The sequence below is a fragment of the Roseateles albus genome, assembly GCF_028595345.1.
Classification (GTDB): domain Bacteria; phylum Pseudomonadota; class Gammaproteobacteria; order Burkholderiales; family Burkholderiaceae_C; genus Paucibacter_A; species Paucibacter_A albus.
The window spans coordinates 85314-108644 of the sequence record NZ_JAQQXT010000010.1 but is presented as its reverse complement, the minus strand read 5'-3'; the positions used below and the strand labels follow the sequence as shown (position 1 = coordinate 108644).

Genomic DNA, 23331 nt, shown 5'->3' with positions numbered 1-23331 from the left:
CAGCGCCGCAAGGTCGAAGCGATTTTTGGGCTTGAAGAATTGAAAAAGGCCCGGCGACTGCCGGGCCTTTTGCTACTCAAGTGAGTTCGCTTGCGTTGATCAGCTGATCAGTTGATCAACCATGCTTGGCGTCGAAGAACTGCTCATCTTCGGTCGAACCCTTCAAGGCAGCGGTGGAGGCCTCGCGTTCGATTGTCGTGGTGACGGCGTCGAAGTAGCCGGTGCCGACTTCGCGCTGATGCTTGACGGCGGTGAAGCCGCGCTCAGCCGCCGCGAATTCCTTCTCCTGCAACTCGACGAAGGCGCTCATATTGTTGCGGGCGTAGCCGTAGGCCAGCTCAAACATCGAGTGGTTCAGGCTGTGGAAGCCGGCCAGCGTGATGAACTGGAACTTGTAGCCCATCGCGCCCAACTCGCGCTGGAACTTGGCAATCGTCGCGTCGTCGAGGTTCTTCTTCCAGTTGAAGGAAGGCGAGCAGTTGTAGGCCAGCAGCTTGCCGGGGAACTTGGCATGGATGGCGTCAGCGAACTGCTTGGCGAATGCCAGGTCAGGCTTGCCGGTCTCGCACCAGATCATGTCGGCGTAAGGGGCATACGCCAAGCCACGGCTGATCGCCTGCTCGATGCCGTTGTTGGTGCGATAGAAGCCTTCGACCGTGCGCTCACCGGTGCAGAACGGCTTGTCGTTGTCATCGATGTCGCTGGTGACCAGGTCGCCGGCTTCAGCATCGGTGCGGGCCAGCAACACGGTAGGCGTGCCCATCACGTCAGCGGCCAAACGTGCGGCAACCAGCTTGGAAACGGCTTCACGAGTTGGCACCAAGACCTTGCCGCCCATATGGCCGCATTTCTTGGCAGCGGCCAATTGGTCTTCAAAGTGAACGCCGGCGGCACCGGCTTCGATCATCGCCTTCATCAGCTCGAACGCATTCAGCACGCCGCCGAAACCGGCTTCGGCATCGGCAACGATGGGTGCGAAGTAGTCGATGTCGTTCTTGCCTTCGGACCATTGGATCTGGTCGGCACGGGCGAAGGTGGCGTTGATCTTCTTGACGACCTTGGGCACCGAGTCGACCGAGTACAGCGACTGATCGGGGTACATCTCGCCATTGCTGTTGGCGTCACCGGCAACCTGCCAGCCGGACAGATAGATCGCCTTCAGGCCGGCCTTGACCTGCTGCATCGCTTGGTTGCCGGTCAGGGCGCCGAGCGAGTTGACGAAGGGCTCGGTGTTGATCAGACCCCAGAGCTTGTTGGCGCCGCGCTTGGCCAAGGTGTGCTCGACTTGCAGCGAGCCCCGCAGACGCACGACGTCGGCGGCGCTGTAGCCACGGGTGATGCCCTTCCAACGTGGGTTCTCGGCCCAGTCTTTTTCGAGGGCGGCAATTTGCTGGTCACGGGTCAAAGTCGTCATGAGTAACTCCTGCTTGGCTAAGGGAAGAAAAAAACCGTCTTGCTGGATCTAAATTTAGTCCTCTTCGGCCCGCAGTGGAAGACTTATGTCTTATATAAGACCAAATACTTAAACCTTATAAAACAACAACTTACAATCAACATTTCTGATTATGAAAAGACTTTCCCCATGATGAGAAAAAATGCGGCAGTGCAGCATGACATCAATTCACGATGCGCAAGCGGGATTTCACATCATGGGAAATAGGCCTGCGCCTAGAACCCGCTCAAGCAGTTGGGGTCGGAGCAGCCTCTGGGTACAGAGTCAGGTCCAACCCACAAATCCCTATAAACCGCCCACGAAATAGCGCTTCAACCCCGCCAGCACCATCTCAACCGCAATCGCGGTCAGTACCAGGCCCATCAGCTTTTCAATCGCCGAGATGACCGAGTCGCCGAGCAGGCGGCGGATGCGGTCGGCCATCAGCAGGGTCAGACCCGACACCCACATCGCCGCCAGCAAGGCGCCGATCCAGTCCCAAATACGGTCGGGTTGACGGGAAGACAGCAGCAGCACCGTTGCCATCGCAGACGGCCCGGCCAGCAGCGGCACGGCCAGCGGAAAGATGAAAGGCTCTTTGCCCGGCTCCAGGCCATAGGCCGATTCGCCGGCGGCGCCGAAAATCATCTTGATCGCAATGATTAACAAAATCACCCCGCCTGCCACTTCCAGCGATCGCTCGGACAGGTGCATCACCCGCAAGAACACATCGCCAAAGAACATAAAGGCAAGCAGCGCGATGGAGGCGATACCGACCTCACGGCCGGCCACCCGCGCGCGCCGCTCCTTGGGCACGGACTTCATGATGGAGACAAAAATGGGTAGGCTGCCGAGCGGGTCCAAAACCAGCAAAAGCAGAATGAAGGCGGAGAGAAAGCTATGGTCCATGGCACGATTGTCGCCGCCACCGAGCCGCTCGGGCAGCTATCCTTCGGCCGAAATCCTTCCGTTGAAGAAAATCAATGATGACCGCCATGACCACAGAAAAGCTAGACGCCATCGACCGCAAGATTATTGAAGTGCTGCAGCGCGATGGACGGGCCTCCAATGTGGAGTTGGCGGCACAAATTCATTTGTCGGCGCCACAATGCTTTCGGCGGGTCAAGTCACTGGAGGAGCGCGGCGTGCTGCGCGGCTACCGCGCCTTGGTCGCCCCGCAAACGCTGGGTCTGGGCGTAACGGCTTATGTGAGCCTGAACATCGCCGGCGAGGCCTTTGACCGCGTCCGCGAGGTCGAAACCTTGATCCGGGACTTCCCGGAAATCCTCGAATGTCATACGGTCTCGGGCGACTGCGACTATCTGCTCAAGGTGGTCGCGCAAGACCTGAAGTCACTGTCGCAGTTCTTGACCGACAGGCTGATGCAAATCAAGGGCGTCGATGATGTGCGCTCGATGATTTGCCTCGAGGAAATCAAGCCGCCCTCGCCGCTGCCGGTACGGGACTGAATTCGAGTTCAACCCCGCGGGTGATGTTGGGCGTGAATGGCTTTGAGCCGCTCACGCGCCACATGGGTGTAGATCTGTGTGGTGGATAAATCGGCATGACCCAAGAGCAATTGCACCGCGCGCAAGTCGGCACCGTGGTTGAGCAAATGGGTGGCGAATGCATGCCGCAAAGTGTGCGGTGACAAGGGGCTGGTGATGCCGGCCGCTATGGCGTATTTCTTCACCAGCGTCCAGAACATCTGCCGGGTCATGCCGGTGCCGCGCACGGTCACGAAGAGTTCATCGCAGCGCAGCCCTTTGAGCAAATTGGACCTGGCTTCTTGCAAATAGCGCATCAGCCAGCCATGCGCCTCCTCGCCGAAAGGCACCAAGCGCTCTTTCGAGCCCTTGCCTGTGATGCGCAGTGCCGCCTCTTTGAAACCGACATGCACGCTCTTGAGTGTCACCAACTCGGTCACCCGCAGGCCGCTGGCATACATCAGCTCCAGCATCGCGCGGTCGCGTAGTCCCAGCGCTGTAGCCGTATCGGGCGCGGCCAGCAGCAGCTCGACTTGCTGTTGGCTCAAAAGCTTGGGAACACGCAGCGCTTGGCGGGCATTTTGCAAGCGCAGCGTCGGGTCGGCCTGAATTCGCTGTTCGCGCAAGGCCCAGCGGAAATAGCGTTTGAACACACTCAGGCGCCGGTTTGAACTGGTGGCCCGGCTGCCCGCGTGACGGGCGCTGGCATAGGCCAGCAGGTCCGGCTCCCGGCATTGATCTAAAGACTTTGCGTCCGGCTGCGCCAACAGCCAGTCGGCCAACAGGTTCAGGTCGCGCCGGTAGGCCTCCAAGGTATTGGCGGCCAAGCCGTCCTCCAGCCACAAGGCCTCAACAAAGCCATTGATCGCTTGTTGGCTGGCGGCAGCCTTGGAAGCTGGCGTCGTCACTCCAGCTTGAGCTTTTGCTGGGCCACCACGGACTTGTAGACCTCAAACTCGGCCTTGATCTGAGCGGCAAATTGCTCGGGTGTGTTGGCCAAAATGATGGAGCCGGTGTCCTCGATACGCTTTTTCACGTCCGGCAACTCCACGGTCTTCTTGACCGCCGCATGGACCTTGTCAACCACCTCTTTGGACAGGCCCTTGGGGCCGTAGATCCCGTAATAAGCCATTCGGTTGACCGGCTCCAGGCCCACTTCCTTGAAAGTCGGCACATTGGGCAGCTGGCTCAGGCGCTGCGGCGCGGCGACGACGATGGGGATCAAGCGGCCGTCTTTGATGAAGGGCAAGGCCGAGGGCAGATTGTCAAAAATCATAGGCACTTGGCCGGCCACCGTGTCGTTGAGCGCCGGGCCGGCGCCACGGTAGGGAATATGGATGACATAAACACCGGCCAAACTCTTGTAAAGCTCCATTTGCAAATGCCCGATACCGCCGGTGCCGCTGCTGGAGAAGCTGTACTTACCAGGGTTGGCTTTCAGCTCGGCCAAGAAGCCTTTGTAATCCCGTGCCGGAAACGAGGGATGCACGGCGATCACATTGGGCGTGGCCGCCACATTGATGATGGGCGTGAAATCGGTGATGGGGTTGTAGGCGATCTTTGGATTGATGGCCGGGTTGGCGGCCGTCGTCGACACCGTGGCCATGCCCAAGGAGTAGCCATCGGGTGCGGCCTTGACGGTCTCACCGGCACCGATCGTGCCGCCACCACCGGCCTTGTTTTCCACCACCACGGTCTGACCCAAGGCCAGATGAAGTTTCTCTGCCACCACGCGGGCCACGATGTCGGTCGTTCCTCCTGGCGCAAAAGGAACGACCAAGCGCACCGGCTTGTTCGGATAGGTCTGCGCCAAGGCTGGCGGCAGGCCGGCCAGGCTCAAAACCAAGAGACTTGTACCCGACACCCAATTGCGACGATTCATGCTTGACTCCGGTTGAGGCTTACGCTGCGCTACGTTTGCGGCACCAAGCATGCCACAAGCTGCGTCAACTGTTTGCCGCCAAGGCCCAGTCAATATGTTCAATCACCAGCTCGCCGGCGCCGGCGCGAGCTTGTAGCAAGGCCGCGCGCATCTCGCCATGCTCCTGCGCACGCAAAGCATTGCCCATCGCCACGGCCAAATTGCGCTGCCAGCGCTCATAGCCGATGCGGCGGATGGCCGAGCCCTCGGTGCGGCTCAAAAACTCTGCCTCGCTCCAGGCCCAGAGCTGCAGCAGGCCGGGTGCTGCCAAGGCCTCGCGCGCATCAAAATCGGCCAGCGAAGTTTTTTGGGCGAACTTGTTCCAAGGGCAGATCAGTTGACAGTCATCGCAGCCGTAGATGCGGTTGCCGATCAAGGGCCGCAACTCCAGAGGGATCGCACCGGCATGCTCGATGGTCAGATATGAAATGCAGCGCCGCGCATCGACCCGGTAAGGCGCCACGATGGCCTGGGTCGGGCACACATCGATGCAGGCCGTGCATTGCCCACAGTGGGCCGTAACCGCCTCGCTCAGCGGCAGCGGCAAATCGACATAGATCTCGCCCAGAAAGAACATCGACCCGGCCTCGCGGTGCAGGGTCAGCGTGTGCTTGCCGCGCCAACCCAGGCCGGATCGCGAGGCCAGCTCGACCTCCAGCACCGGCGCCGAATCGGTGAACGCGCGGTGGCCAAAAGGGCCGATCAGACCGGCCAGCTGGGTCGCCAACTGTTGCAAGCGGTTGCGCAAGACCTTGTGATAGTCGCGCCCTCGGGCATAGATCGACAACTGCGCGCGCTGCGGGTCGGCCAGCCCCGCCCACTCGATAGCCTGCCAATCTGGCGGCGTGTCGCGCGGCAAATAGTCCATCCTTGCCGTCAGCACCCGCACCGTGCCCGGCACCAGCTCGGCTGGCCTGGCGCGCTTGAGCCCATGCGCCTGCATATAGTGCATCTGGCCATGAAAGCCGGCCTCCAGCCAAGCCAGCAAACCGGGCTCGGCCGAGCTCAAATCAATATCGGCCACGCCGATCTGGGAGAATCCGAGCTCAAGCGCCCAGCCGCGCAGCTGCTCCAGCAGTTCGGCCAAGGTCTTTGCATCGATCCCGTCATTCATCTTCTGTGGAGCTTGCGTCATTTGCGCATTCTAGAAACTCAGTCATTGCTTTGGCCCAATGAGGCCGCCTGCGAGGCTTTTGCGCTGTCTTTTGCAATCGCCCTAAGCGCCGGCACCGAGTCGATCAACGCCAGCATCGAGTTGCACGGCCAGCTCGGCGCTGGCAAGACCAGCCTGGTGCGGCATCTGCTGCGCGCCTTAGGTGTGGAGGGCCGCATCAAAAGCCCCAGCTACGCGGTGATGGAAAGTTACGACTTGAGCAGCACAGCACCGCGGGTCGGCGAAGTTAGCCACTTTGATTTCTATCGTTTCAACGACCCGCGCGAATGGGAAGACGCCGGCTTTCGCGACATCTTTGCCGCGCCTGGACTGAAGCTCAGTGAATGGCCCGAGAAGGCCAGTGGTGTGTTGCCCCCGGCCGATTTGCAGATCTGGCTCGATGTCGGGGCCGACGACAGCCGCAGCGTGCGCCTCATCGCCGGCAGCGCTTGGGGGCAGCAGATGCTGCAAGCTTTAAGGACAAGCCCATGAGCGCGCGACGCACCGCCCTACGGGCCATGGGCGCGCTGGCTTTGGCTCTGCGCTTGCCTGCGACAGCGACGGCAGCTGGCAGCTTCAGCAGCATCATCGCCGTGCGTGTCTGGCCCGCCAGCGACTACAGCCGGGTCACGCTGGAGTCCGACAAGCCGCTGCAGGCTAAACATTTTCTGGTCGAGAACCCCGACCGCCTGGTGATAGACATCGAGGGCCTGGAGCTGAACGCCGGCCTGCGCGAGCTGCTGGGCAAGGTGCGCGCCGACGACCCGTTTATCGGCGGCGTCAGAGTCGGCCAGAACACCCCAAGGGTGGTGCGACTGGTGCTTGATTTGAAACAGCCGGTCGCGCCGCAAATTTTTACCCTGGCGCCGGTCGCCTCCTACCAGCACCGGCTGGTGTTCGACCTCTACCCCCAACAGGCCGCCGACCCCTTGCTGGCCCTGATTCGCGAAAAGGAGCAGGCCGAGCAAGCTGCGGCGCAGTCGGTGCAAGACGCCTTGGGCGAGTTGATAGGCCGCATCGACAAACCCAGCTCTACAAGGCTGCCGCCCGTGCCGCCGCCCTTGGTCGTGCAAACGCCGGTGCCGCTGCCGCCCTTCCCTGCGGCCTCGGCGGCGAGCGCCAAAACGGATCCGCTGCCCGGCTTTAGCCAGGCCAAACTGGACCGCCTGATCGTGATTGCACTGGACCCCGGCCATGGCGGCGAGGACCCCGGCGCCATCGGACCCACAGGCTTACGCGAAAAAGATGTGGTGCTGGCAGTGGGCTTGAAGCTGCGCGACCGGCTCAACAGCAACCCGAATATTCGCGTCATGATGACCCGCGACGCCGACTTCTTTGTGCCCCTGCATGAGCGGGTCAACAAGGCGCGCCGTGTGCAGGCCGATCTGTTCGTGTCGCTGCATGCCGATGCGTTTTTCACCCCGCAAGCGCGCGGCGCCTCGGTGTTCGTGCTGAGCGACGGCGCCGCCAGCAGCCAGGCCGCCAAATGGATAGCCAACAAAGAAAATGCAGCCGACTTGGTCGGCGGCGTGAATGCCGGCGCGGTCAAGGATGCCGGTGTGTTGAAGGCCATGTTGGACATGAGCACCACCGCGCAGATCAAGGACAGCCTCAAGCTGGGCCACGAGGTGCTGGGCCAGATCGGCCGTGTCGGCAATCTGCACAAGCGCAAGGTCGAGCAGGCCGGATTTGCCGTGCTGAAGGCGCCGGATGTGCCATCCATCCTGGTTGAAACGGCCTTTATTTCCAACCCTGAAGAAGAAGCCAAGCTACGCGACCCGGCCTACCAGGGCGAATTGGTCGAGGCCCTGGCCACCGGTATTGCGCGTTACTTTGCCAAAAACCCGCCGCTGGCACGGCATAGGGCGCTGACTTAAGCGGAGCAAAGTCGCTTGCCCGCTTCAAATCTCGCCAAGCTGCCTAAGTGGGCCGAGTGGGCCAACTGGGCCATTCAGGCAATCAAGCGGCCTTGACCTTTTCTGCCTTGCGCGCCTTCCAGCCCCCGTAAATCGCGATCAGCCCCGGGATGATGATCATGGCCCAGATGATCTTGCTCAGATTCGTCTGCACCCAGGCCAGATTGCCGAACCAATAGCCTGCCAGCGTTATGCCGAGCACCCAGATCAGCGCGCCGATGACGTTATAGAGCGTAAATTTGGCCCGGTCCATCTCGGCCACACCCGCGACGAAAGGCGCGAAGGTGCGCACAAAAGGCATGAAGCGCGCAATGATGATGGTGACCGCGCCATTGCGCTCGTAAAACTCATGCGCGGCGTCGAATGCCCTGCGGTTGAAAAAGCGCGATTGCTCCCACTTGAACACCTTGGGACCGATAAAGCGCCCGATCGAGTAATTGCATTGATCACCCAGAATCGCTGCCACCAACAATATCGCCAGCACCAGGGGCAAATTAACCAAGCCAGCACCGCATAGAGCGCCGACCACGAAGAGCAAGGAGTCGCCCGGCAAAAACGGCATCACCACCAAGCCGGTTTCAACAAAAATAATCAAGAACAACAAACCATAGATCCATGCGCCATAGTGAGCTACAAAAGACGCCAGATGGCGATCAACGTGGACAATGAAGTCGATCAGGGTGCTAATAAGTTCCATGGCGCGGGATTATGCGGCAAGCTTGTGACAGTCAAGGAAGCGCCCGGGTCTATCGAAGAGCCGCACTCAGTCCTTCGGGCGGCGCAGTTTCAGCAGCAATTCGACCAGCCTATTGATATCAAAAGGCTTGCCCATATGCTCGTTCATGCCGGCGGCCAAGCAGGCCGCGCGGTCGCTGTCCAGGGCATTGGCCGTCAAGGCAATGATGGGCAAGGCCGTCAGGCCCAGATCGGCCCGAATGTGGTGGGTAGCCGTGAAGCCGTCCATCACCGGCATTTGCAGATCCATCAGCACCAGATCGAATGAATCGCGGCCTGCGGCCAATTTTTCCAGCGCTTCCTGCCCATCGTTGGCGACCTGCACGCGGGCACCCTCGTCTTCCAACAACTCCAGCGCGATCTGCTGATTGTTGAGGTTATCTTCAACCAGCAGCAAGCGCATGGCGGCCAAGCGCCGCCGCGGCGCAGCCGTGTCCACAGCGACGCTCGGCGCTATGGGGGCAGGCACCGGCGTGGCGGCCGGCGGCGCCACGACACTGCTCTTAGGCGCCGGCGCCGTCGGCTTCAATCCTTGCAACGCTGCCGACAGCGCCTCCAGCGCGGCCGCACCTGCGGCGCTTTGGGTGGCGAACTCGGCCAGCCAAGCTTCATCAGGCGCCAGGTTTTGTTTGAGCTGCGCCTCGCCGGCCGCTGCCAGCTTGGCCAGGGCGTCGCCGCCCAGCGTGGCCACCAAGCCCTTGAAGCTGTGCACCGCAATCGTGGCCGCCGCATAGTCTTCGGCCTGCAGCAGCGCGCGCAGTTGCTCGGGCAATTGCACGGCGCTGGCTGCCAGCGAAGCGGCCATGCGCTGAAACAGCCCGACCTTGCCCATCATTCGGTCCATCGCACTTTGCACATCAAAGCCCTGGGCGGCGGCCGTTGCGCGCAAATCGGCCGGCACCGCCAAGGTCGGAAACACGCGTTCAGCCGGGGCTGCCGTCGGGGCAGATGGTACGGACTGGCTGGGGGCAGGTGCCTGAGTAGGCGCGAGCGACGCAGCAGCGGCTGCCTTGGCCTGGGCCGGCGGCGCAATCACGCGGCCCGCTTGCTTGGCCAGCCTGCCTGCGTCCAGTTGCAAGAGCATGGCAAGGAGCTTGTCGACATCAAAGGGCTTGGCAATGTGCTCGTTCATGCCGGCAGCCAGGCAATCGCGCCGGTCGGAAGCCAGGGCATTGGCCGTCATCGCCACAATCGGCAAATCGGTAAGGCCCAAATCATTGCGAATGATCAGGCAGGCCGTCACACCGTCCATCACCGGCATCAACATGTCCATCAGCACGACCCGGTAGGCCTGCGGGTCGGCGCGCAGCATATCGACCGCCTGTTGACCATCACCAGCCACATCGACCCGTGCGCCCGCATCTTCAAGCAACTCCTTGGCCAGTTGCTGGTTGTTCAAATTGTCATCGACCACCAGCAGGCGCATGCCCCCCAAGGCTTGCGGATCGGTCGCAAGTCGCGCTTTGTCCAACTGCGGCGCGGCACCTGGCGTCAGGTGCGCCAGACTATGCTCATGCGCCAGTAAAGCGCGACGCAAGGTGGCGGCGGTCAGCGGCTTGAGCAGCACCAAATCAATGCCGGCCTGCTCTTGCGCGCTGTGCTTGGACATCAATTCCTGATCCAGCGCCGTCACCAGGGCGGCAATCGGCAAGGCTTGCTGTTGATGTGAGCTGATCTCCCGCAAGCGCTGCAGCGCGCTCCAGCCGGCTTGCTCGCTGGCTGCCGCGCCGCTGCGCCAATCCAGCAAGACGGCGCGGCATTTGCGCGCCCCCGCCTGCAGTTCGCCCAAGACCGTCAGGCCCTGCTCCAAATTGGCCGCCACAATGTGCGCCCACTGCATTCCGGTCAACATGCGGGCCAGCACCGCGCGAGCGCCGGCGTTCTCTTCGATGATCAAGATGGGCTGGCTTGATGGGGTTTGCAGGTCAAGCAGTGCCGCCTCAGCCCCTGGCCCAGGCTCCACCAAATTTGACGCAGCGTCGGGCAAGGCCGCCGCAGGATTTGGCAGGGCGTCGGGCAAGGCCGCCGCAGAGCTTTGTACAGCGTCGGGCAAGGCCGCCGCCAAAGGCAGCGTCAAGCTGAATGAAAAACAGCTGCCCTGCCCCAAGCTGCTTTGCAGCCTCAGCTCACCACCCATCAGCGCGACCAGGCGCTGGCTGATGGCCACCCCCAAGCCGGTGCCACCAAAGCGGCGTGAGGTCGAAGCCTCGGCCTGCGAGAAGCCGCTGAAGATGCGCGCATGGTTTTCCGGCGCGATGCCAATGCCGGAGTCCCTGACCGCAATATCCAGCGTCACCGAATTGGCGTCTCTTGAGAGCAGCGTCGCCGCCAGCACCACCTCGCCGGCCGCCGTGAACTTGATGGCATTGCCGCACAGATTGATCAGCACCTGCTGCAAGCGCATCGCGTCGCCGAGCAATTGATCCGGCAACTCGCTGTCGATATCGAACAACAGCTCAACCGGCTTATCGCCCAAATTGGCAGACAAAATGACCGCCAAGTCGGCCAAGAGCTGCTCCATGCTGAACGCCTGCACGTCCAGACTCATCTTGCCGGCCTCGACCTTGGAGAAGTCCAGGATTTCATTCAGCAGGCCCAGGAGCGAACGCGCAGCCCCCTCGGTCTTGGCTGCGTAGTCGGCCTGGCGGGGCGTCAGGTCGGTGCGCCGCAACAAGGTCAGCATGCCCAGAATGGCGTTCATCGGTGTGCGGATTTCGTGGCTCATATTGGCCACGAAATTGCTCTTGTACTGCGAGGCCTCCTGGGCCGCTTCGGTCGCCGACACCAATTCGGTCACGTCCAGGCGCAGACCCACGATATGGCCGTCGGCCATGCGGCGCTCCACATTGCGTACGCTGCGCCCGTCGGCCAGGCGCTGCACCAAGCTGCTGTTGCCGGTGCGATGCAGGGCCACGCGCTCGGCCACCCATTCTTCAACCCGGCCTAGGGCGTCGGGAAACTTGCCGCTCTCTGCTCCCACCCGCATCATGGTCTCGAAGCTCACACCGGGTACGATCAGACCGGGCGCGTAGTCGAACAGCTGCACAAAACTCTGGTTGCACAGCACCATCTTGTCGTCCGGGTCGAACAAGACAAAAGAGCCGTCCAGCGCCTCGATCGAGCCACGCAGCAGCTCGGTGCTACGTATCAACTCGGCATCAATCCGGCGCCGCACGCTGATGTCTTGCAGGGTGCCGACCAGGCGAGAGGGGCCATGGTCATTGAACTCCACCTCACCCACCGCACGCACCCAGGTGGCGCGCCCCTTGAAGGTGGTGAAGGGCAGTTCGAGATCGAAGCCCGCGCCGTTTGCAATACCGGCTTTGAGGGCTTGGTCTAACAACAAACGCGAAGCCTGCGAGAACGGCCTCTGACTGTCGGCATAGCTGGGCCGGTAGCCGGGCTCCACTTCATGAATCAAGCAGGTCTGGTCCGACCACTGCACCTCTTGCGTCAGTAAGTCCAGCGCCCAGCCGCCCATGCCGCTGATTCTGGCCGTACGGTCCAAGAAGGTGCGGCTGTCATGCAGCTCGGCTTCAGCCAATTTGCGAGCGGTGATGTCAATCAGGGTGCCGGCCATCCAGCGCGGCCGGCCGTCCTCGCTGCGGCTGAAGAGCTTGCCCCTGGACTGCGCCCAGATCCAGCTGCCGTTCTTGTGCCGCATGCGACCTTCAAACTCATAAGCCGGCGTCTGGTCATCAAAATGCTTACCCAGCAACACGGCCGAGCGAGTGATGTCGTCCGGATGGTTGAAGCTGCTCCAAGTCTCTATCGTGGTGGCGCCCAATTCTTCCAGCGAGTAGCCGACGATTTCGGCCCAGCGGTGGTTGAACTTGGTCTCGCCGGTCTCGACATTCCACTCCCAGGTGCCCGCATGGGTGCCATCGATGATGTTTCTCAGCGCCAGGCGCTCGCGCCCGAGTTCGCGTGCCGCCATCGCGGCTGCCGTCACATCGGTGCGTATGGAGATGTAGCGCTGCACCTTGCCTTCAGGCCCCATGACGGGTGATATCAAGGTGTCGACCCAGTACAGCCCGCCGTTTTTGTTGCGGTTGCAGATTTCACCGCGCCAGGCCGTACCGGCGGCGATCTGGCGCCAGACCTCGGCCCAAAAGCCCGGTGGCTGATGGCCCGAATTGACGATGCGGTGGTCTTGCCCCAGCAGTTCCGCCTGGCTATAGCCACTGATGCGGCAAAACTGCTCATTGGCCATGATGATGCGACCGGACGCATCGGCAATGGACACGATCGAGTGCTGATTGAGCGCGGCGAACAGTTCGTCCCGCCCATCCGGGGCCTCATCGAACCAATGAAGCTCGGGCGTGGTCATGCCGCCAAATCCCCGGCTGCACGCGCTGACAAACCTTTGTCTCGATCCATCACTGTAAAGCTGAGGCTGCGCATAGATGATCCAAGCGGGCTGATTGATCTGCTTCGAACGTTTTTATCATGGCCTGTTTTGTTTTGCTTTGCTCTTTCAGGGCAGGCACAGCACATTGACACCCCAGGGTGCAGCAACAGTCATCTTCCTGCTATCGGCGCGGCACGCCGCAGCTTGAGTGCGAACATTGCTTGGGCGCTTTATCTGGCGCCCAAGCCAGGGCAAGCCTGACCAAGGTAAAATTCGGCATGGATTTGTCCCTTCCCGCCTCGCCTGTGCCTGCACCGCAGCATCTGGCCGCCGCGCCCACGCGGCGCAGCATCCGCGAACTCCCCGATGAACTGATCAGCCAAATCGCCGCCGGCGAGGTGGTGGAGCGGCCTGCATCGGTCGTGCGCGAGTTGGTCGACAACGCGCTGGACGCCGGCGCAACGCAAATTCAGGTCAAGCTGATGGCCGGCGGCGTGCGTGCCATCGTGATCGAAGACGACGGCCTGGGCATCCCGGTGGACGAGCTACCGCTGGCGCTCAAACGCCATGCCACCAGCAAGATCCGCTCGCTCGATGACCTCGAGTCGGTCGCCACCATGGGCTTTCGCGGTGAAGCCTTGGCCGCGATCTCCTCGGTCGCCGAGATGGCGCTCTTGAGCCGCTGCGAAGGTGCCGCCCATGCCCACCGGCTCGACGCTCGCTCGGGCGAGTTGGCCCCGGCGGCGCGTTCGCGTGGCACCAGCATCGAGGTGCGCGAGCTGTTCTTCAGCACCCCGGCGCGACGAAAATTCTTGAAGACCGACGCGACCGAGTTGGCGCATTGCATGGAGGCGGTGCGCCGCCACGCGCTGGCCCGGCCCGATGTGGGCTTCACCGTTTGGCATGAGGGCAAGCTGGTCGAGCAGTGGCGTATTGCCTCGTCGGAGCAGCGCTTGAGCGATGTCTTGGGGGCGGAGTTCCTCGCCGTCAGCCGGGCGGTGTTTTCCGAGCGCGGCCCCTTGCGCGTCTATGGCCGCGCCGGTCTGCCCGAAGCGGCGCGCAGCCGTGCCGACATGCAATATGTCTACGTCAACGGCCGCTTTGTGCGCGACAAGCTGATCGCCCACGGCATCCGCTCGGCCTATGAAGATGTGTTGCACGGCCACCGCCAGCCCAGCTATGTGCTCTTCATCGAAATTGCACCGGACCGGGTCGACGTCAATGTGCACCCGACCAAGATTGAAGTGCGCTTTCGTGACGGCCGAGAAATCCATCAGCAGGTGCGCTACGCGGTGCAGGATGCGCTGGCGCTGTCACGCTCAGCCGCTGCGGAGAACCTCGAGCCCAGCCCGGCCGAGCAAGCGCAACAGGCGATTGCCGCTGCGGCCAGCGTGCCGGGCTACCGGCCCTCGCCCGGCAATCCGCCGGCCTGGTTTGCGCAGACGCCCTCCGCACAGGCCAATGAGCCGGCAGCAGGCTATGCCAATCCGCCCTCTGCCAATAGTTGGCGCCCACCGATTGGCCAGGGCGCGCAGGCTTCGCTGGGGCTGGCCGAGGTGGCCACACTCTACGGCCAGGCCGAGTTCAATCCGCAGGCAAGACCTGACCCTGCAGTGCCTTTGCAGCAAGCCTTGCCCCAGCATGACTGGCCGCTGGGTCGCGCCATCGCGCAGATCCAGGGTGTCTATGTGCTGGCCGAGAACGCGCAGGGGCTGATCATTGTCGATATGCATGCGGCCCATGAGCGCGTGGTTTATGAGCGCCTCAAGGCCAGCTTGGGCGCTGCGGCGATCGAGTCGCAACCGCTGCTGATCCCGATCACTTTTGCCGCGACGGCGCAAGAGATTGCGGCCGCCGAGGCACATGCAGCGACGCTGGAGCGGCTCGGCATGGATGTGGCGCCGCTATCGGCCAAGGTCTTGGCGGTGCGCGCTCGACCGGCGGCGCTGGCCGGCGGCGATGTGGTGGACTTGGTGCGCAGCGTGTTGGCCGAGTTGGCGCAGTTCGATGCCAGCCACGCCATTGAGCGCGCTCAGCATGAGATTCTCGCCACCATGGCCTGCCATGGTGCGGTGCGCGCCAACCGCCAGCTGACGCTGGAAGAAATGAATGGCCTCTTGCGCGATATGGAACGCACCGAACGTGCCGATCAGTGCAATCATGGCCGGCCGACATGGCGGCAATTGACTATGCGCGAACTCGATGCCTTGTTTTTGCGCGGGCGCTGAAGTTCATGCTTGTTGCATGACGAATTCAGCGACTGCTTTTTGTGATGGAGCCCTTTATGGCCACTTTGAAATTGAATAAAAAGAATAAAACTGGCCCAAGTGGTTCCAGTCGACCTGACGGCGAACGCCGCCCTCCGGTGCGCGGCAAGGGTGTCTCACGCCCACGCCAAAGCCTGGAGCGCGCGCAAGCCGAGCGGCAGGAGCGGCAAGCGCAATATGAGCAGCGCCAAGGTGGTTTCAATGCGGAGCGGCCCGCCTTCGCCGGCTCACGCGACGAACGCGCAAGACCGCCGGCCGGCCCCCGCCACGGTGGGCCTGATCAGCGTGGTGGCTATCAAGGCGGACATCAAGGCGGCCCGCGCCGAGACGCGGGCCCACGGCGTGACGAGGGGCCTCGCTACGAGGAGCGTCGCCCGCAAGCGGGCTACGGGCGCCCACATGAATATGACTCACGCGACTCGCGTGATTCGCGCGGCCCACGCGATGAAGGCCCGCGTTATGAAGACAGGCGCCCCGGCGGCTACCAAGGTCAGCGCCCGAACGAGCGGCCGCCAATGCGGGATTCTCGCGATGCTCGCGAGCAAACGCCTCGTTTCGACGACCGGCGTCCGCAATACGACCGGCCGCGCCAGGATCAACAAGGGTTTAACGAGCAGCGCCCACGTCAGCAATTCCAGGGCGGCGGCAGTGGCGGTGGCAATGGTGGTTATGGCGCGCCGCGCGAGCAAGGTGCTTACCGGCAAGGTCCGCGCGATCAGCAGCAATACCAGCAGCAGCGTCCGCGCTATGAGGACCGTGGCCAAGGCGGCTATCGTGGGCAAGGCGATCAAGGGGGCCAAGGCGGCTTCAATCAACAGCAGCGCGAAGAGCCGGGACAAAGCAATTTCACCCGCCAGGATCAGCGTCGCGCCAGCGGCCCCAGGCCAGCTCCACGGGGCCCGGATCAGTCTTCAAAATATTCCCAAGCCGCTGCCCGCCAGCTGCCAGAGCATCTGCGCGCTGCGGCCGCTCAGCTGAGCCGTCAGCTCGGCGATGACGACGAAGATGAAGATTATGTGGACTCGCGCGATGAAGGCGTGCGCCTGTCCAAGCATATGGGCGTGCTGGGCATGGCCTCGCGCCGTGAAGCGGACGAGTGGATCGCGGCCGGCTGGGTGCGCGTCGACGGCAAGATGGCCGTGCTGGGCCAGCGCGTGCTGCCAGGCGTGAAGATCGAGGTCGATCAACTCGCCAACAAAGAGCAGGCCAAGCGCGTCACCATCCTCTTGCACAAGCCGATCGGCTGGGTCTCGGGTCAGGCCGAAGACGGCTATGAGAACGCGTCAACGCTGATCAAGTCCGACACCCATTGGACCGAAGACACCTCCGGCATCAAATACCACCTCGGCCACAGCCGCGGTTTGGCGCCGGCAGGCCGTTTGGACATCGACTCGACCGGCTTGCTGGTGCTGACCCAAGACGGCCGCATCGCCAAGCTCTTGATCGGCGAAGACTCCAAGATCGAGAAAGAGTATTTGGTGCGGGTGGAGTACCACGGCCGCGACGGCGTCAAGAGCGCCGACGGCAGCTTCCCCGCCGCCGATATGGCCTTGCTGAATCATGGCCTGGAATTGGACGGCGTTCAGCTGAAGCCGGCCAAGGTCAGCTGGGCCAATGAGGACCAGCTGCGCTTTGTCCTGCGCGAAGGCCGCAAGCGCCAGATTCGCCGCATGTGCGAGCAGGTTGGCCTGAAAGTTGTGGGCCTCAAGCGCGTGCGCATCGGGCGCATCAACCTCGGCAATCTGCCGGTCGGCCAGTGGCGGTTCCTCACACCGTGGGAGCGCTTCGATTGATGGCGCGAACAAGCCAAATGGGAGCAGGATGGGGCCAAATTAAATGAACCTGACCCCATTTAACGGGCCGGTTTGCTTGGCGGGGCCCACGGGCACGGGCAAGACGGCGTTTGCGCTGGAGATCGCGCAGGTCTTGCCGGTGGAGATCATCAGCGTCGATTCGGCCCTGGTCTACCGCGGCATGGACATTGGCACGGCCAAGCCAAGTGCTGCCGAGCAGGCTGCCGTGCCGCACCATTTGATCGACCTGATCGACCCGCTGGACGCGTTCTCGGCCGGGCAATTCGTGACGGCGGCCAAGCGCATCGCAGCCGAGGTCTTGGAGCGCGGCCGCTTGCCGCTCTTGGTCGGCGGCACCATGCTGTACTTCAACGCGCTGCACCAGGGCTTGAGCGAGATGCCGCTGGCCGACCCGGCGCTGCGCGCCGAGCTGGATGCCCGCGCGGCCGAGCTGGGTTGGCCGGCCCTGCATGCCGAGCTGGCAAGACTTGACCCCATCACGGCCGCCCGGCTGGCGCCAAACGATTCGCAGCGCATCCAACGCGCGCTCGAGGTCTGCCAGTTGGCCGGCCGACCTATGAGCGAGTTGCACGTACAACGCAACGGTGCGGTCGATTGGCCCATGATTTCGCTGGAACCGAATGACCGCGCCTGGCTGCATAGGCGCTTGGCAGAGCGCTTTGAGCTGATGCTCAAACAAGGCCTGCTCGACGAAGTGCGCGCCTTGCGCGCGCGCGGCGACCTGCATGCCGATCTGCCCTCGATGCGCTGCGTTGGCTACCGCCAAGCCTGGGCCGCGTTGGAGACCAATAACTTCAAGGACTTGGCCGAACAAGGCACGATCGCCACCCGCCAACTGGCCAAGCGCCAGCTGACTTGGCTGCGCTCCAGCCCGCAGCGCCATGTGATCGCCTGTGATGACCCTCAGGCCAAGCTGCATCTATTGGCTTGCCTGCAACGCTTGCTGAGTGCCCCTTATGCCGGTGCTTGAGGCCCGTGGTCTGGCCAAAAGCTATGGCGCCACACCCGTCTTTACCGGCATTGATTTGCGCCTGCAAGCCGGCGAATTGGTGGCGCTGCTGGGTGAGTCCGGCTCGGGCAAGTCCACACTCTTGAACTGCCTGGCCGGCCTGGATGAGCCCAGTGCCGGGACGGTGCATCTGGCCGGCGCAGAGTTGGGCAGCCTGCGCGAAAGTCAGCGCGCCTTGCTGCGCCGCCAACACCTGGGTTTTGTATTCCAGGCCTTTCATGTGCTGCCGCATCTGAGCGTGGCGGCCAATGTCGGCCTGCCCTTGCTGCTCTTGAAGCGAGCCGACCCTCAGCGCGTGCAAGAGATGTTGGAGGCCGTGGGCCTGGGCGATCTGGGGGCTCGCAGCCCGCGCCAGCTGTCCGGCGGCCAGTTGCAAAGAGTGGCGATTGCGCGCGCGCTGGTGCACCGCCCGGCGCTGGTCCTGGCGGACGAGCCGACCGGCAATCTCGATGCCCGCAATGCGTCCGCCGTGCTGGATCTGCTGCTGGAGCAAGTCCATGCGCAAGGCTCGGCCTGCTTGCTCGTCACACATTCCGAGCGTGCGGCGGCGCGTGCCGACCGTTGCCTGCGGATCAGCGAGCAGGGCATCACGACGCAGGACCTTCAAACGCAGGCGCTCGCTTGAGCTGGGCCTGGCTGACCCAGCTGTCTTGGCCCGCCCTGCGCCATCAGGCGGGCCGGCAACTCTTGGCCCTGCTGTCCATCACGCTGGGTGTGGCACTGGCCTTTGCGGTGCATCTGCTCAATAGCAGCGCCCTGAATGAGTTCTCCAAGGCCGCCGCCAGCCTGAATGGCGCACCCGATCTGGTGCTGCGCGGCACACAAGGCCCACTGAGCGAGAGCAGCTATGCGGCGGTTGCCAAGCTGCCGGGCTTGAGTCTGGTGGCCCCGGTGCTGGAGGGGCAAGCGCAGGCGGTAGGCGCCGACGGCAAACGTTTCAACTTGCGTGTGATCGGGTTGGACGTCCTGCAGTCTGGCCCGCTCGGCCCCGAGCTGATGCCCAGCGAGCTGAAATCCATCTCCTCATTGCTCGACCCGGCCACGGTTTTCCTCAATCCGGCCGCCATCGCGCGCCTGGGCGGCAAGGCCGAGCGCCTGAGCCTGCGAGCCGCACAAGGCACGGGTGCGGCCCACAGCCAAGACTTTGCCGTCGGCCCGGCGATTGCCGCGACCGGCTCAGCGCTGGCGGTGCTGGACATCTCCGGCGCTCAACTTTTGCTCGGCCGCCTGGGCGAGCTCGACCGCATCGACCTGCGCCTGGAGGCCGGGCAGAACGTTTCGACATGGCTGGCCAATAACGCTTTACCCCAGGGGCTGACGGCCGCACCGCCGCCCGACGAAGGCGCGCGCCTAAGCGCCATGACGCGCGCCTACCGCGTCAATCTGGGCGTTTTGTCTTTGATGGCCTTGTTCACCGGCAGCTTTTTGGTTTTTGCGGTGATGTCCTTGTCGGTAGCGCAACGCCAGCCCCAGCTCGCCTTGTTGGGCGTGCTGGGCATGACGGCCAAGGAGCGCGCCGCCTTGATCATGGCCGAGGGCCTGGCCCTGGGTCTGCTCGGCAGCGCCGCTGGGCTGCTGCTGGGTTATGCCTTGGCCAGCGTGGGCCAGCAAGTCTTGGGCGCCGGTCTCGGCTTTGCCGTCGGCAAAGCGGGCGGCAAAGGCTTCGGGCTGGCGCTGAGCGCCGCCCAAATCGGCGCTGCGGCCATCTTCGGCGTCATTGGCGTGCTGATCAGCCTGGCGGCCTGCGCCCTGCCCGCTTGGAGCGTGCGGCGCATGCCGGTCGCCTTGGTCTTGCGCGGCCTGGGCAATGAGTTGGAACCTGCGCCTCCCAGCTGGCTGGGGCCGGGCTTGTTGTTGGCAGGCCTGGTTTTGGCTTTTGTGCCTCCGCTGCCCGCCTGGCCGGACGTGCCGCTGGCCGCCTACGCGGCGATGTTTCTCTTGCTGCTAGGCGGCATCGCCTGCGTGCCCGCCTTGCTGCGACTGACACTCGGCCTGCTGAGTGTCTTGCCAAAGGCCATGAGCGGCTCTGCCCTGCTTGCTTTGGTGCGCGAACGCGCTCGCGACCAAGCCGGCGAAGCCAGCCGCTCTTTGGCCGGCGTCTTGGTGGCGTTGAGCCTGTCGGTGGCGATGCTGGTGATGGTGGGCAGCTTTCGTGACTCCTTGACTCAGTGGTTAGATCAAATGCTGCCGGCAGATTTTTATGTGCGCTCCAGCCTGCGCATGCAAGCCGGCCAAGGCGCTGCCTTGCCGCCTGACTATGCCCCGGCCTTGTGCGCCAGCGGCCTGGCCAAGACCGTGACCGGCCAGCGCAGCAGCAGCGTTTGGCTGGATGAGCACGCCGAAGCGATCGACTTGATGGCGCGCGAGTTCAAAGTGGATCAGCTGCCCCTTGTTAGGCCCCTTGTCGGGCCACTCGCCGGGCCGATTGTTGAGCCTCTTGCCGGGGCATCGACTGCCCTGCCCGTCTACATCAACGAGCATTTGCGCGACCAGCTGCAGCTGCGCCCGGGCCAAAGCCTCACACTGCGTTTGACGCCGGGCGGCGCGAGGCAGGAGGCCTATGTGCGCGGCGTCTGGCGCGACTACGCACGCCAGAGCGGCGCGTTGATGCTGCAGCTGAGCGACTACCAGCGCTGGAGCGGCGATATGCAGCTGACCGAGCTCTACATCTGGCTCAAACCGGGGCTGGCCTCGGCCGAAGCAGGACCTCAGCTCAAGGCCTTGCAGCCCAACAATCCGGACGATCTAGAGTTTGCTGCCGTTGGTGAGTTGAAGGCCATGTCGCTGAGCATTTTTGAGCGCAGCTTTGCGGTCACCCATTGGCTGCAGGCGGTGGCTTTGGGCATAGGGTTGTTCGGCATCGCCGCCAGCCAGTCGGCGCAGGTCTTGGCGCGGCGGCGTGAATTTGGTCTGCTGCGCCATCTGGGGCTGACGCGCGCCGATGTGCTGCGGCTCCTGGCCATCGAGGCGGCGCTGCTCAGCGGCGTTGGCGCGCTGGCCGGCCTGGGCCTGGGGCTGGCGCTGAGCGGGGTGCTGGTCTGGGTCGTCAACCCGCAGAGTTTCCACTGGAGCATGGACATGAGCCTGCCTTGGCCGCGCCTGCTGGCCTTGCTGGGCGCCGTATTTCTGGCCGGCCTGTCGGCCTCGATGCTGGCTGCTTGGCGCGCCACCGGTGATGCCGTGGTGCAGGCGGTCAAGGAGGACTGGTGATGATGATGAACATGGTCACCGCCCTGCGCCGGCGCCGACTCTTGCAGGCGTTGGGTCTCACCTCGCTGCCAGGCTTGGCGCAATCTGAAGGCAAGGTCCCAAGCCTGCAGTTCCCGCGCGACTTCGGCGCCCATCCGGCACAGAGCCTGGAATGGTGGTACCTGACCGGCGTGTTGGGCGACGTTTTCAGCGAGCGGGAGCTTGGCCCCCCTCGCTTAGGCTATCAGCTGACCTTTTTCCGTGTGCGCGGCCCGGCGCCGCCAGACCACCCGAGCCGCTTCGCCGCCCGGCAATTGCTGCTGGCGCATGCCGCCGTGACCGATCTGGCGGGCGGCAAATTGCAGCACGATCAGCGCCTGGCTCGCGCCGGATTCGGTATCGCCGAGGCCAGCGAAAGCGATTGCGATGTCCATTTACGCGACTGGTTTTTGAGAAGAAACGAGGCAGGCTACCGCGCCGGCTTCGCCAGCAAGACAGGCGGCTTCGCGCTAGAGCTGCGCTTGCAAACCACGCAGCCGCCCTTGCTGCAAGGCCAGCAAGGGCTGTCACGCAAGGGCCCCGACCCCGCTCAGTTCAGCCACTACTACAGCCAGGTGCAGTTGCAGACCGAAGCGCAGCTGCAGCTCGGCGGCAAGACTCGCCAACTCAGCGGGCGCTCCTGGCTCGACCATGAATGGAGCGACAACCTGCTCGGAGCCCAAGGCGGAGAACAAGCGGTCGGCTGGGACTGGGCCGGCATCAATTTGAGCGACGGCGGCGCGCTGACCGTCTTCAGGCTGCGCCGGGCCGACGGCACGCAGCTCTGGGCCGGCGGCAGCTGGCGCAAGCCCGGCGGCGCTAGCCAGGATTTTGCGCCTGCACAGATCAGCATGGCGCCGCTGAGGCATTGGCGCAGCCCGGCCAGTGGCGCCAACTATCCGGTCGCCTGGCGCATCACCACACCGCTGGGGCAGCTGGAGCTGCGCACGCTGCTCGACGCGCAAGAAGTCGACGCACGGGCCAGCACGGGCATGCGTTACTGGGAAGGCGCTGCGGAGTTGCTGAGCCTAGACGGCCAGCGCCTCGGTCTGGGCTACCTGGAGTTAACCGGCTATGCCGACGGCATGGCGCTGCTGCGGTCGCAAGGGCCAGGCAAAAAACTCAAGCCCTGAGCTCGGCCGCCCGGCCCGGCATCAAGCCATCGCCCACCCGCACACAGTTGCGGCCATCCGCCTTGGCCATGTGCAGGGCGTCTTCGGCTGCGTTGACGAATTGATCCAGGCTGTGGTGGTCGGCCTGCAGCGCCGCCACACCCAGGCTGACGCTGACCGGGATGACGTGGCCGTTCCAACAAAAATCAAGCCGCTCGACCCGTTCACGAATCCGCTCCGCCACATCGAGCGCACCGAGCGGGTCGGTGTGGGGTAAAAAAAGCCCGAATTCTTCGCCGCCAAAGCGAGCCAGCACATCGCCCTGACGCAAGGTCTCGCTGCTGGCCTCGGCAATCTGGCGCAGCAGCATGTCACCGCAGCGGTGGCCAAAGTTCTCGTTGATGCGCTTGAAATGGTCGAGGTCTATCATCACCATCGCACAAGTCGTTTCATAGCGCCGGGCCAAGGCCCATTCGCGCTCGATCAAGCCGAGAAAGGCACGCCGGTTGACGATGCCGGTCAACATATCGGTGCTTGAAAAGCGCTTGAGCTGCAGCGTCGACTGTTCGAGCTGCGCCAGCAGGCCCAGCAACACGCGCCCGAGCAGCGCAGCCAGCAAGAGCGCGCTGAGCCCGGCACAGAGGGCGGCGGCGACACGGTCGCCAAAACCCAGCAATGAAATCAAAAGCTGTGAAACAGCTACCGCAGCCAGCAAAGCCGCTGCCAGCAGCAGCGCCAGGGCCTTAGCCGGCCCGAGGACCTCGGTCCATTGTCTCAACAAGGCCAACCACCTGGGCGGCTCCAAATTTTTCAACATGTGCGAATAGTGAAGCGAATGTGCGAGCAGCATTTCAACACAGACCTACAGACCGCAAGAATCATTGAGCCGCCGTGTTGCCGAGCCCG

At 63.4% G+C, this 23331-nt stretch carries 17 protein-coding genes; 9 read left to right on the top strand and 8 right to left on the bottom strand.

Annotated features, from left to right (window positions below; translation table 11 throughout):
• Positions 1 to 115: 115 nt before the first annotated feature.
• Positions 116 to 1414 carry an isocitrate lyase gene (gene aceA / locus PRZ03_RS16290; protein WP_409993970.1) on the bottom strand — a complete coding sequence of 433 codons (1299 nt, stop codon included), beginning with the start codon at positions 1412 to 1414 and terminating at the stop codon, positions 116 to 118.
• 324 nt (positions 1415 to 1738) lie between these two features.
• Positions 1739 to 2341, bottom strand: coding sequence for a MarC family protein (locus PRZ03_RS16285; RefSeq protein WP_263535179.1), 603 nt, complete (start codon positions 2339 to 2341; stop codon positions 1739 to 1741).
• Positions 2342 to 2427: 86 nt separating this feature from the next.
• On the opposite strand from PRZ03_RS16285, the gene PRZ03_RS16280 reads away from it, so the two are divergent.
• On the top strand, positions 2428 to 2901 hold the full coding sequence (locus tag PRZ03_RS16280) for an Lrp/AsnC family transcriptional regulator (RefSeq protein WP_263535180.1): 474 nt from the start codon (positions 2428 to 2430) through the stop codon (positions 2899 to 2901).
• 8 nt (positions 2902 to 2909) lie between these two features.
• Here PRZ03_RS16280 and xerD read toward each other — a convergent pair whose 3' ends face one another.
• The 3 genes from xerD to queG form a co-directional block, all read right to left on the bottom strand.
• On the bottom strand, positions 2910 to 3827 hold the full coding sequence (gene xerD / locus PRZ03_RS16275; protein ID WP_273601323.1) for a site-specific tyrosine recombinase XerD: 918 nt from the start codon (positions 3825 to 3827) through the stop codon (positions 2910 to 2912).
• The gene (locus tag PRZ03_RS16270; RefSeq protein WP_273601322.1) at positions 3824 to 4801 is read right to left on the bottom strand and encodes a tripartite tricarboxylate transporter substrate binding protein BugE; all 978 of its coding nucleotides are present in this window, start codon (positions 4799 to 4801) and stop codon (positions 3824 to 3826) included. Before PRZ03_RS16270 ends, xerD begins: the two co-directional genes overlap by 4 nt.
• A 64-nt stretch (positions 4802 to 4865) precedes the next feature.
• The gene (gene queG / locus PRZ03_RS16265) at positions 4866 to 5975 is read right to left on the bottom strand and encodes a tRNA epoxyqueuosine(34) reductase QueG (protein ID WP_273601321.1); all 1110 of its coding nucleotides are present in this window, start codon (positions 5973 to 5975) and stop codon (positions 4866 to 4868) included.
• 24 nt (positions 5976 to 5999) lie between these two features.
• Between queG and tsaE the strand changes: the two genes are divergently transcribed.
• Both tsaE and PRZ03_RS16255 read left to right on the top strand, forming a co-directional pair.
• Positions 6000 to 6485: a tRNA (adenosine(37)-N6)-threonylcarbamoyltransferase complex ATPase subunit type 1 TsaE gene (gene tsaE, locus PRZ03_RS16260; protein WP_273601320.1), complete on the top strand. Its 486-nt coding sequence runs from the start codon at positions 6000 to 6002 to the stop codon at positions 6483 to 6485.
• Positions 6482 to 7870, top strand: coding sequence for an N-acetylmuramoyl-L-alanine amidase (locus PRZ03_RS16255; protein ID WP_273601319.1), 1389 nt, complete (start codon positions 6482 to 6484; stop codon positions 7868 to 7870). Before tsaE ends, PRZ03_RS16255 begins: the two co-directional genes overlap by 4 nt.
• A gap of 82 nt (positions 7871 to 7952) precedes the next feature.
• Here PRZ03_RS16255 and PRZ03_RS16250 read toward each other — a convergent pair whose 3' ends face one another.
• On the bottom strand, positions 7953 to 8606 hold the full coding sequence (locus PRZ03_RS16250) for a DedA family protein (protein WP_263535186.1): 654 nt from the start codon (positions 8604 to 8606) through the stop codon (positions 7953 to 7955).
• Positions 8607 to 8672: 66 nt separating this feature from the next.
• Positions 8673 to 12974, bottom strand: coding sequence for a response regulator (locus PRZ03_RS16245; protein ID WP_273601318.1), 4302 nt, complete (start codon positions 12972 to 12974; stop codon positions 8673 to 8675).
• A 299-nt stretch (positions 12975 to 13273) separates the two neighbouring features.
• Between PRZ03_RS16245 and mutL the strand changes: the two genes are divergently transcribed.
• Genes mutL through PRZ03_RS16215 form a run of 6 tightly spaced genes read left to right on the top strand, consistent with a single transcriptional unit; the run spans position 13274 to position 22446 of the window.
• Positions 13274 to 15223, top strand: a complete 1950-nt coding sequence (gene mutL, locus PRZ03_RS16240) for a DNA mismatch repair endonuclease MutL (protein WP_273601317.1) — start codon at positions 13274 to 13276, stop codon at positions 15221 to 15223.
• A 56-nt stretch (positions 15224 to 15279) separates the two neighbouring features.
• Positions 15280 to 17055: a pseudouridine synthase gene (locus PRZ03_RS16235; protein WP_273601316.1), complete on the top strand. Its 1776-nt coding sequence runs from the start codon at positions 15280 to 15282 to the stop codon at positions 17053 to 17055.
• Between the two features lie 43 nt (positions 17056 to 17098).
• Positions 17099 to 18046, top strand: coding sequence for a tRNA (adenosine(37)-N6)-dimethylallyltransferase MiaA (miaA, locus tag PRZ03_RS16230; RefSeq protein ID WP_273601315.1), 948 nt, complete (start codon positions 17099 to 17101; stop codon positions 18044 to 18046).
• Positions 18033 to 18710 (top strand): ABC transporter ATP-binding protein, encoded by a 678-nt coding sequence (locus tag PRZ03_RS16225; protein ID WP_273601314.1) that lies wholly within the window; start codon positions 18033 to 18035, stop codon positions 18708 to 18710. The genes miaA and PRZ03_RS16225 overlap by 14 nt, the downstream gene beginning before the upstream one ends.
• Positions 18707 to 21295, top strand: a complete 2589-nt coding sequence (locus PRZ03_RS16220) for an FtsX-like permease family protein (RefSeq protein WP_273601313.1) — start codon at positions 18707 to 18709, stop codon at positions 21293 to 21295. Before PRZ03_RS16225 ends, PRZ03_RS16220 begins: the two co-directional genes overlap by 4 nt.
• Positions 21295 to 22446 carry a lipocalin-like domain-containing protein gene (locus PRZ03_RS16215; RefSeq protein WP_273601312.1) on the top strand — a complete coding sequence of 384 codons (1152 nt, stop codon included), beginning with the start codon at positions 21295 to 21297 and terminating at the stop codon, positions 22444 to 22446. Before PRZ03_RS16220 ends, PRZ03_RS16215 begins: the two co-directional genes overlap by 1 nt.
• Here the strand turns inward: PRZ03_RS16215 and PRZ03_RS16210 are convergent.
• Positions 22436 to 23242: a GGDEF domain-containing protein gene (locus PRZ03_RS16210; RefSeq protein ID WP_273601311.1), complete on the bottom strand. Its 807-nt coding sequence runs from the start codon at positions 23240 to 23242 to the stop codon at positions 22436 to 22438. The genes PRZ03_RS16215 and PRZ03_RS16210 overlap by 11 nt on opposite strands.
• Positions 23243 to 23331: the final 89 nt, after the last annotated feature.

Coding starts and splice junctions, on each gene's coding strand:
- PRZ03_RS16285 (WP_263535179.1), bottom strand. CDS start 2,341: ATGGACCATAGCTTTCTCTCCGCCTTCATTCTGCTTTTGCTGGTTTTG.
- PRZ03_RS16270 (WP_273601322.1), bottom strand. CDS start 4,801: ATGAATCGTCGCAATTGGGTGTCGGGTACAAGTCTCTTGGTTTTGAGC.
- PRZ03_RS16280 (WP_263535180.1), top strand. CDS start 2,428: ATGACCACAGAAAAGCTAGACGCCATCGACCGCAAGATTATTGAAGTG.
- aceA (WP_409993970.1), bottom strand. CDS start 1,414: ATGACGACTTTGACCCGTGACCAGCAAATTGCCGCCCTCGAAAAAGAC.
- PRZ03_RS16225 (WP_273601314.1), top strand. CDS start 18,033: ATGCCGGTGCTTGAGGCCCGTGGTCTGGCCAAAAGCTATGGCGCCACA.
- queG (WP_273601321.1), bottom strand. CDS start 5,975: ATGACGCAAGCTCCACAGAAGATGAATGACGGGATCGATGCAAAGACC.
- PRZ03_RS16210 (WP_273601311.1), bottom strand. CDS start 23,242: ATGTTGAAAAATTTGGAGCCGCCCAGGTGGTTGGCCTTGTTGAGACAA.
- PRZ03_RS16235 (WP_273601316.1), top strand. CDS start 15,280: ATGGCCACTTTGAAATTGAATAAAAAGAATAAAACTGGCCCAAGTGGT.
- PRZ03_RS16245 (WP_273601318.1), bottom strand. CDS start 12,974: ATGACCACGCCCGAGCTTCATTGGTTCGATGAGGCCCCGGATGGGCGG.
- PRZ03_RS16215 (WP_273601312.1), top strand. CDS start 21,295: ATGATGATGAACATGGTCACCGCCCTGCGCCGGCGCCGACTCTTGCAG.
- PRZ03_RS16255 (WP_273601319.1), top strand. CDS start 6,482: ATGAGCGCGCGACGCACCGCCCTACGGGCCATGGGCGCGCTGGCTTTG.
- mutL (WP_273601317.1), top strand. CDS start 13,274: ATGGATTTGTCCCTTCCCGCCTCGCCTGTGCCTGCACCGCAGCATCTG.
- miaA (WP_273601315.1), top strand. CDS start 17,099: ATGAACCTGACCCCATTTAACGGGCCGGTTTGCTTGGCGGGGCCCACG.
- PRZ03_RS16250 (WP_263535186.1), bottom strand. CDS start 8,606: ATGGAACTTATTAGCACCCTGATCGACTTCATTGTCCACGTTGATCGC.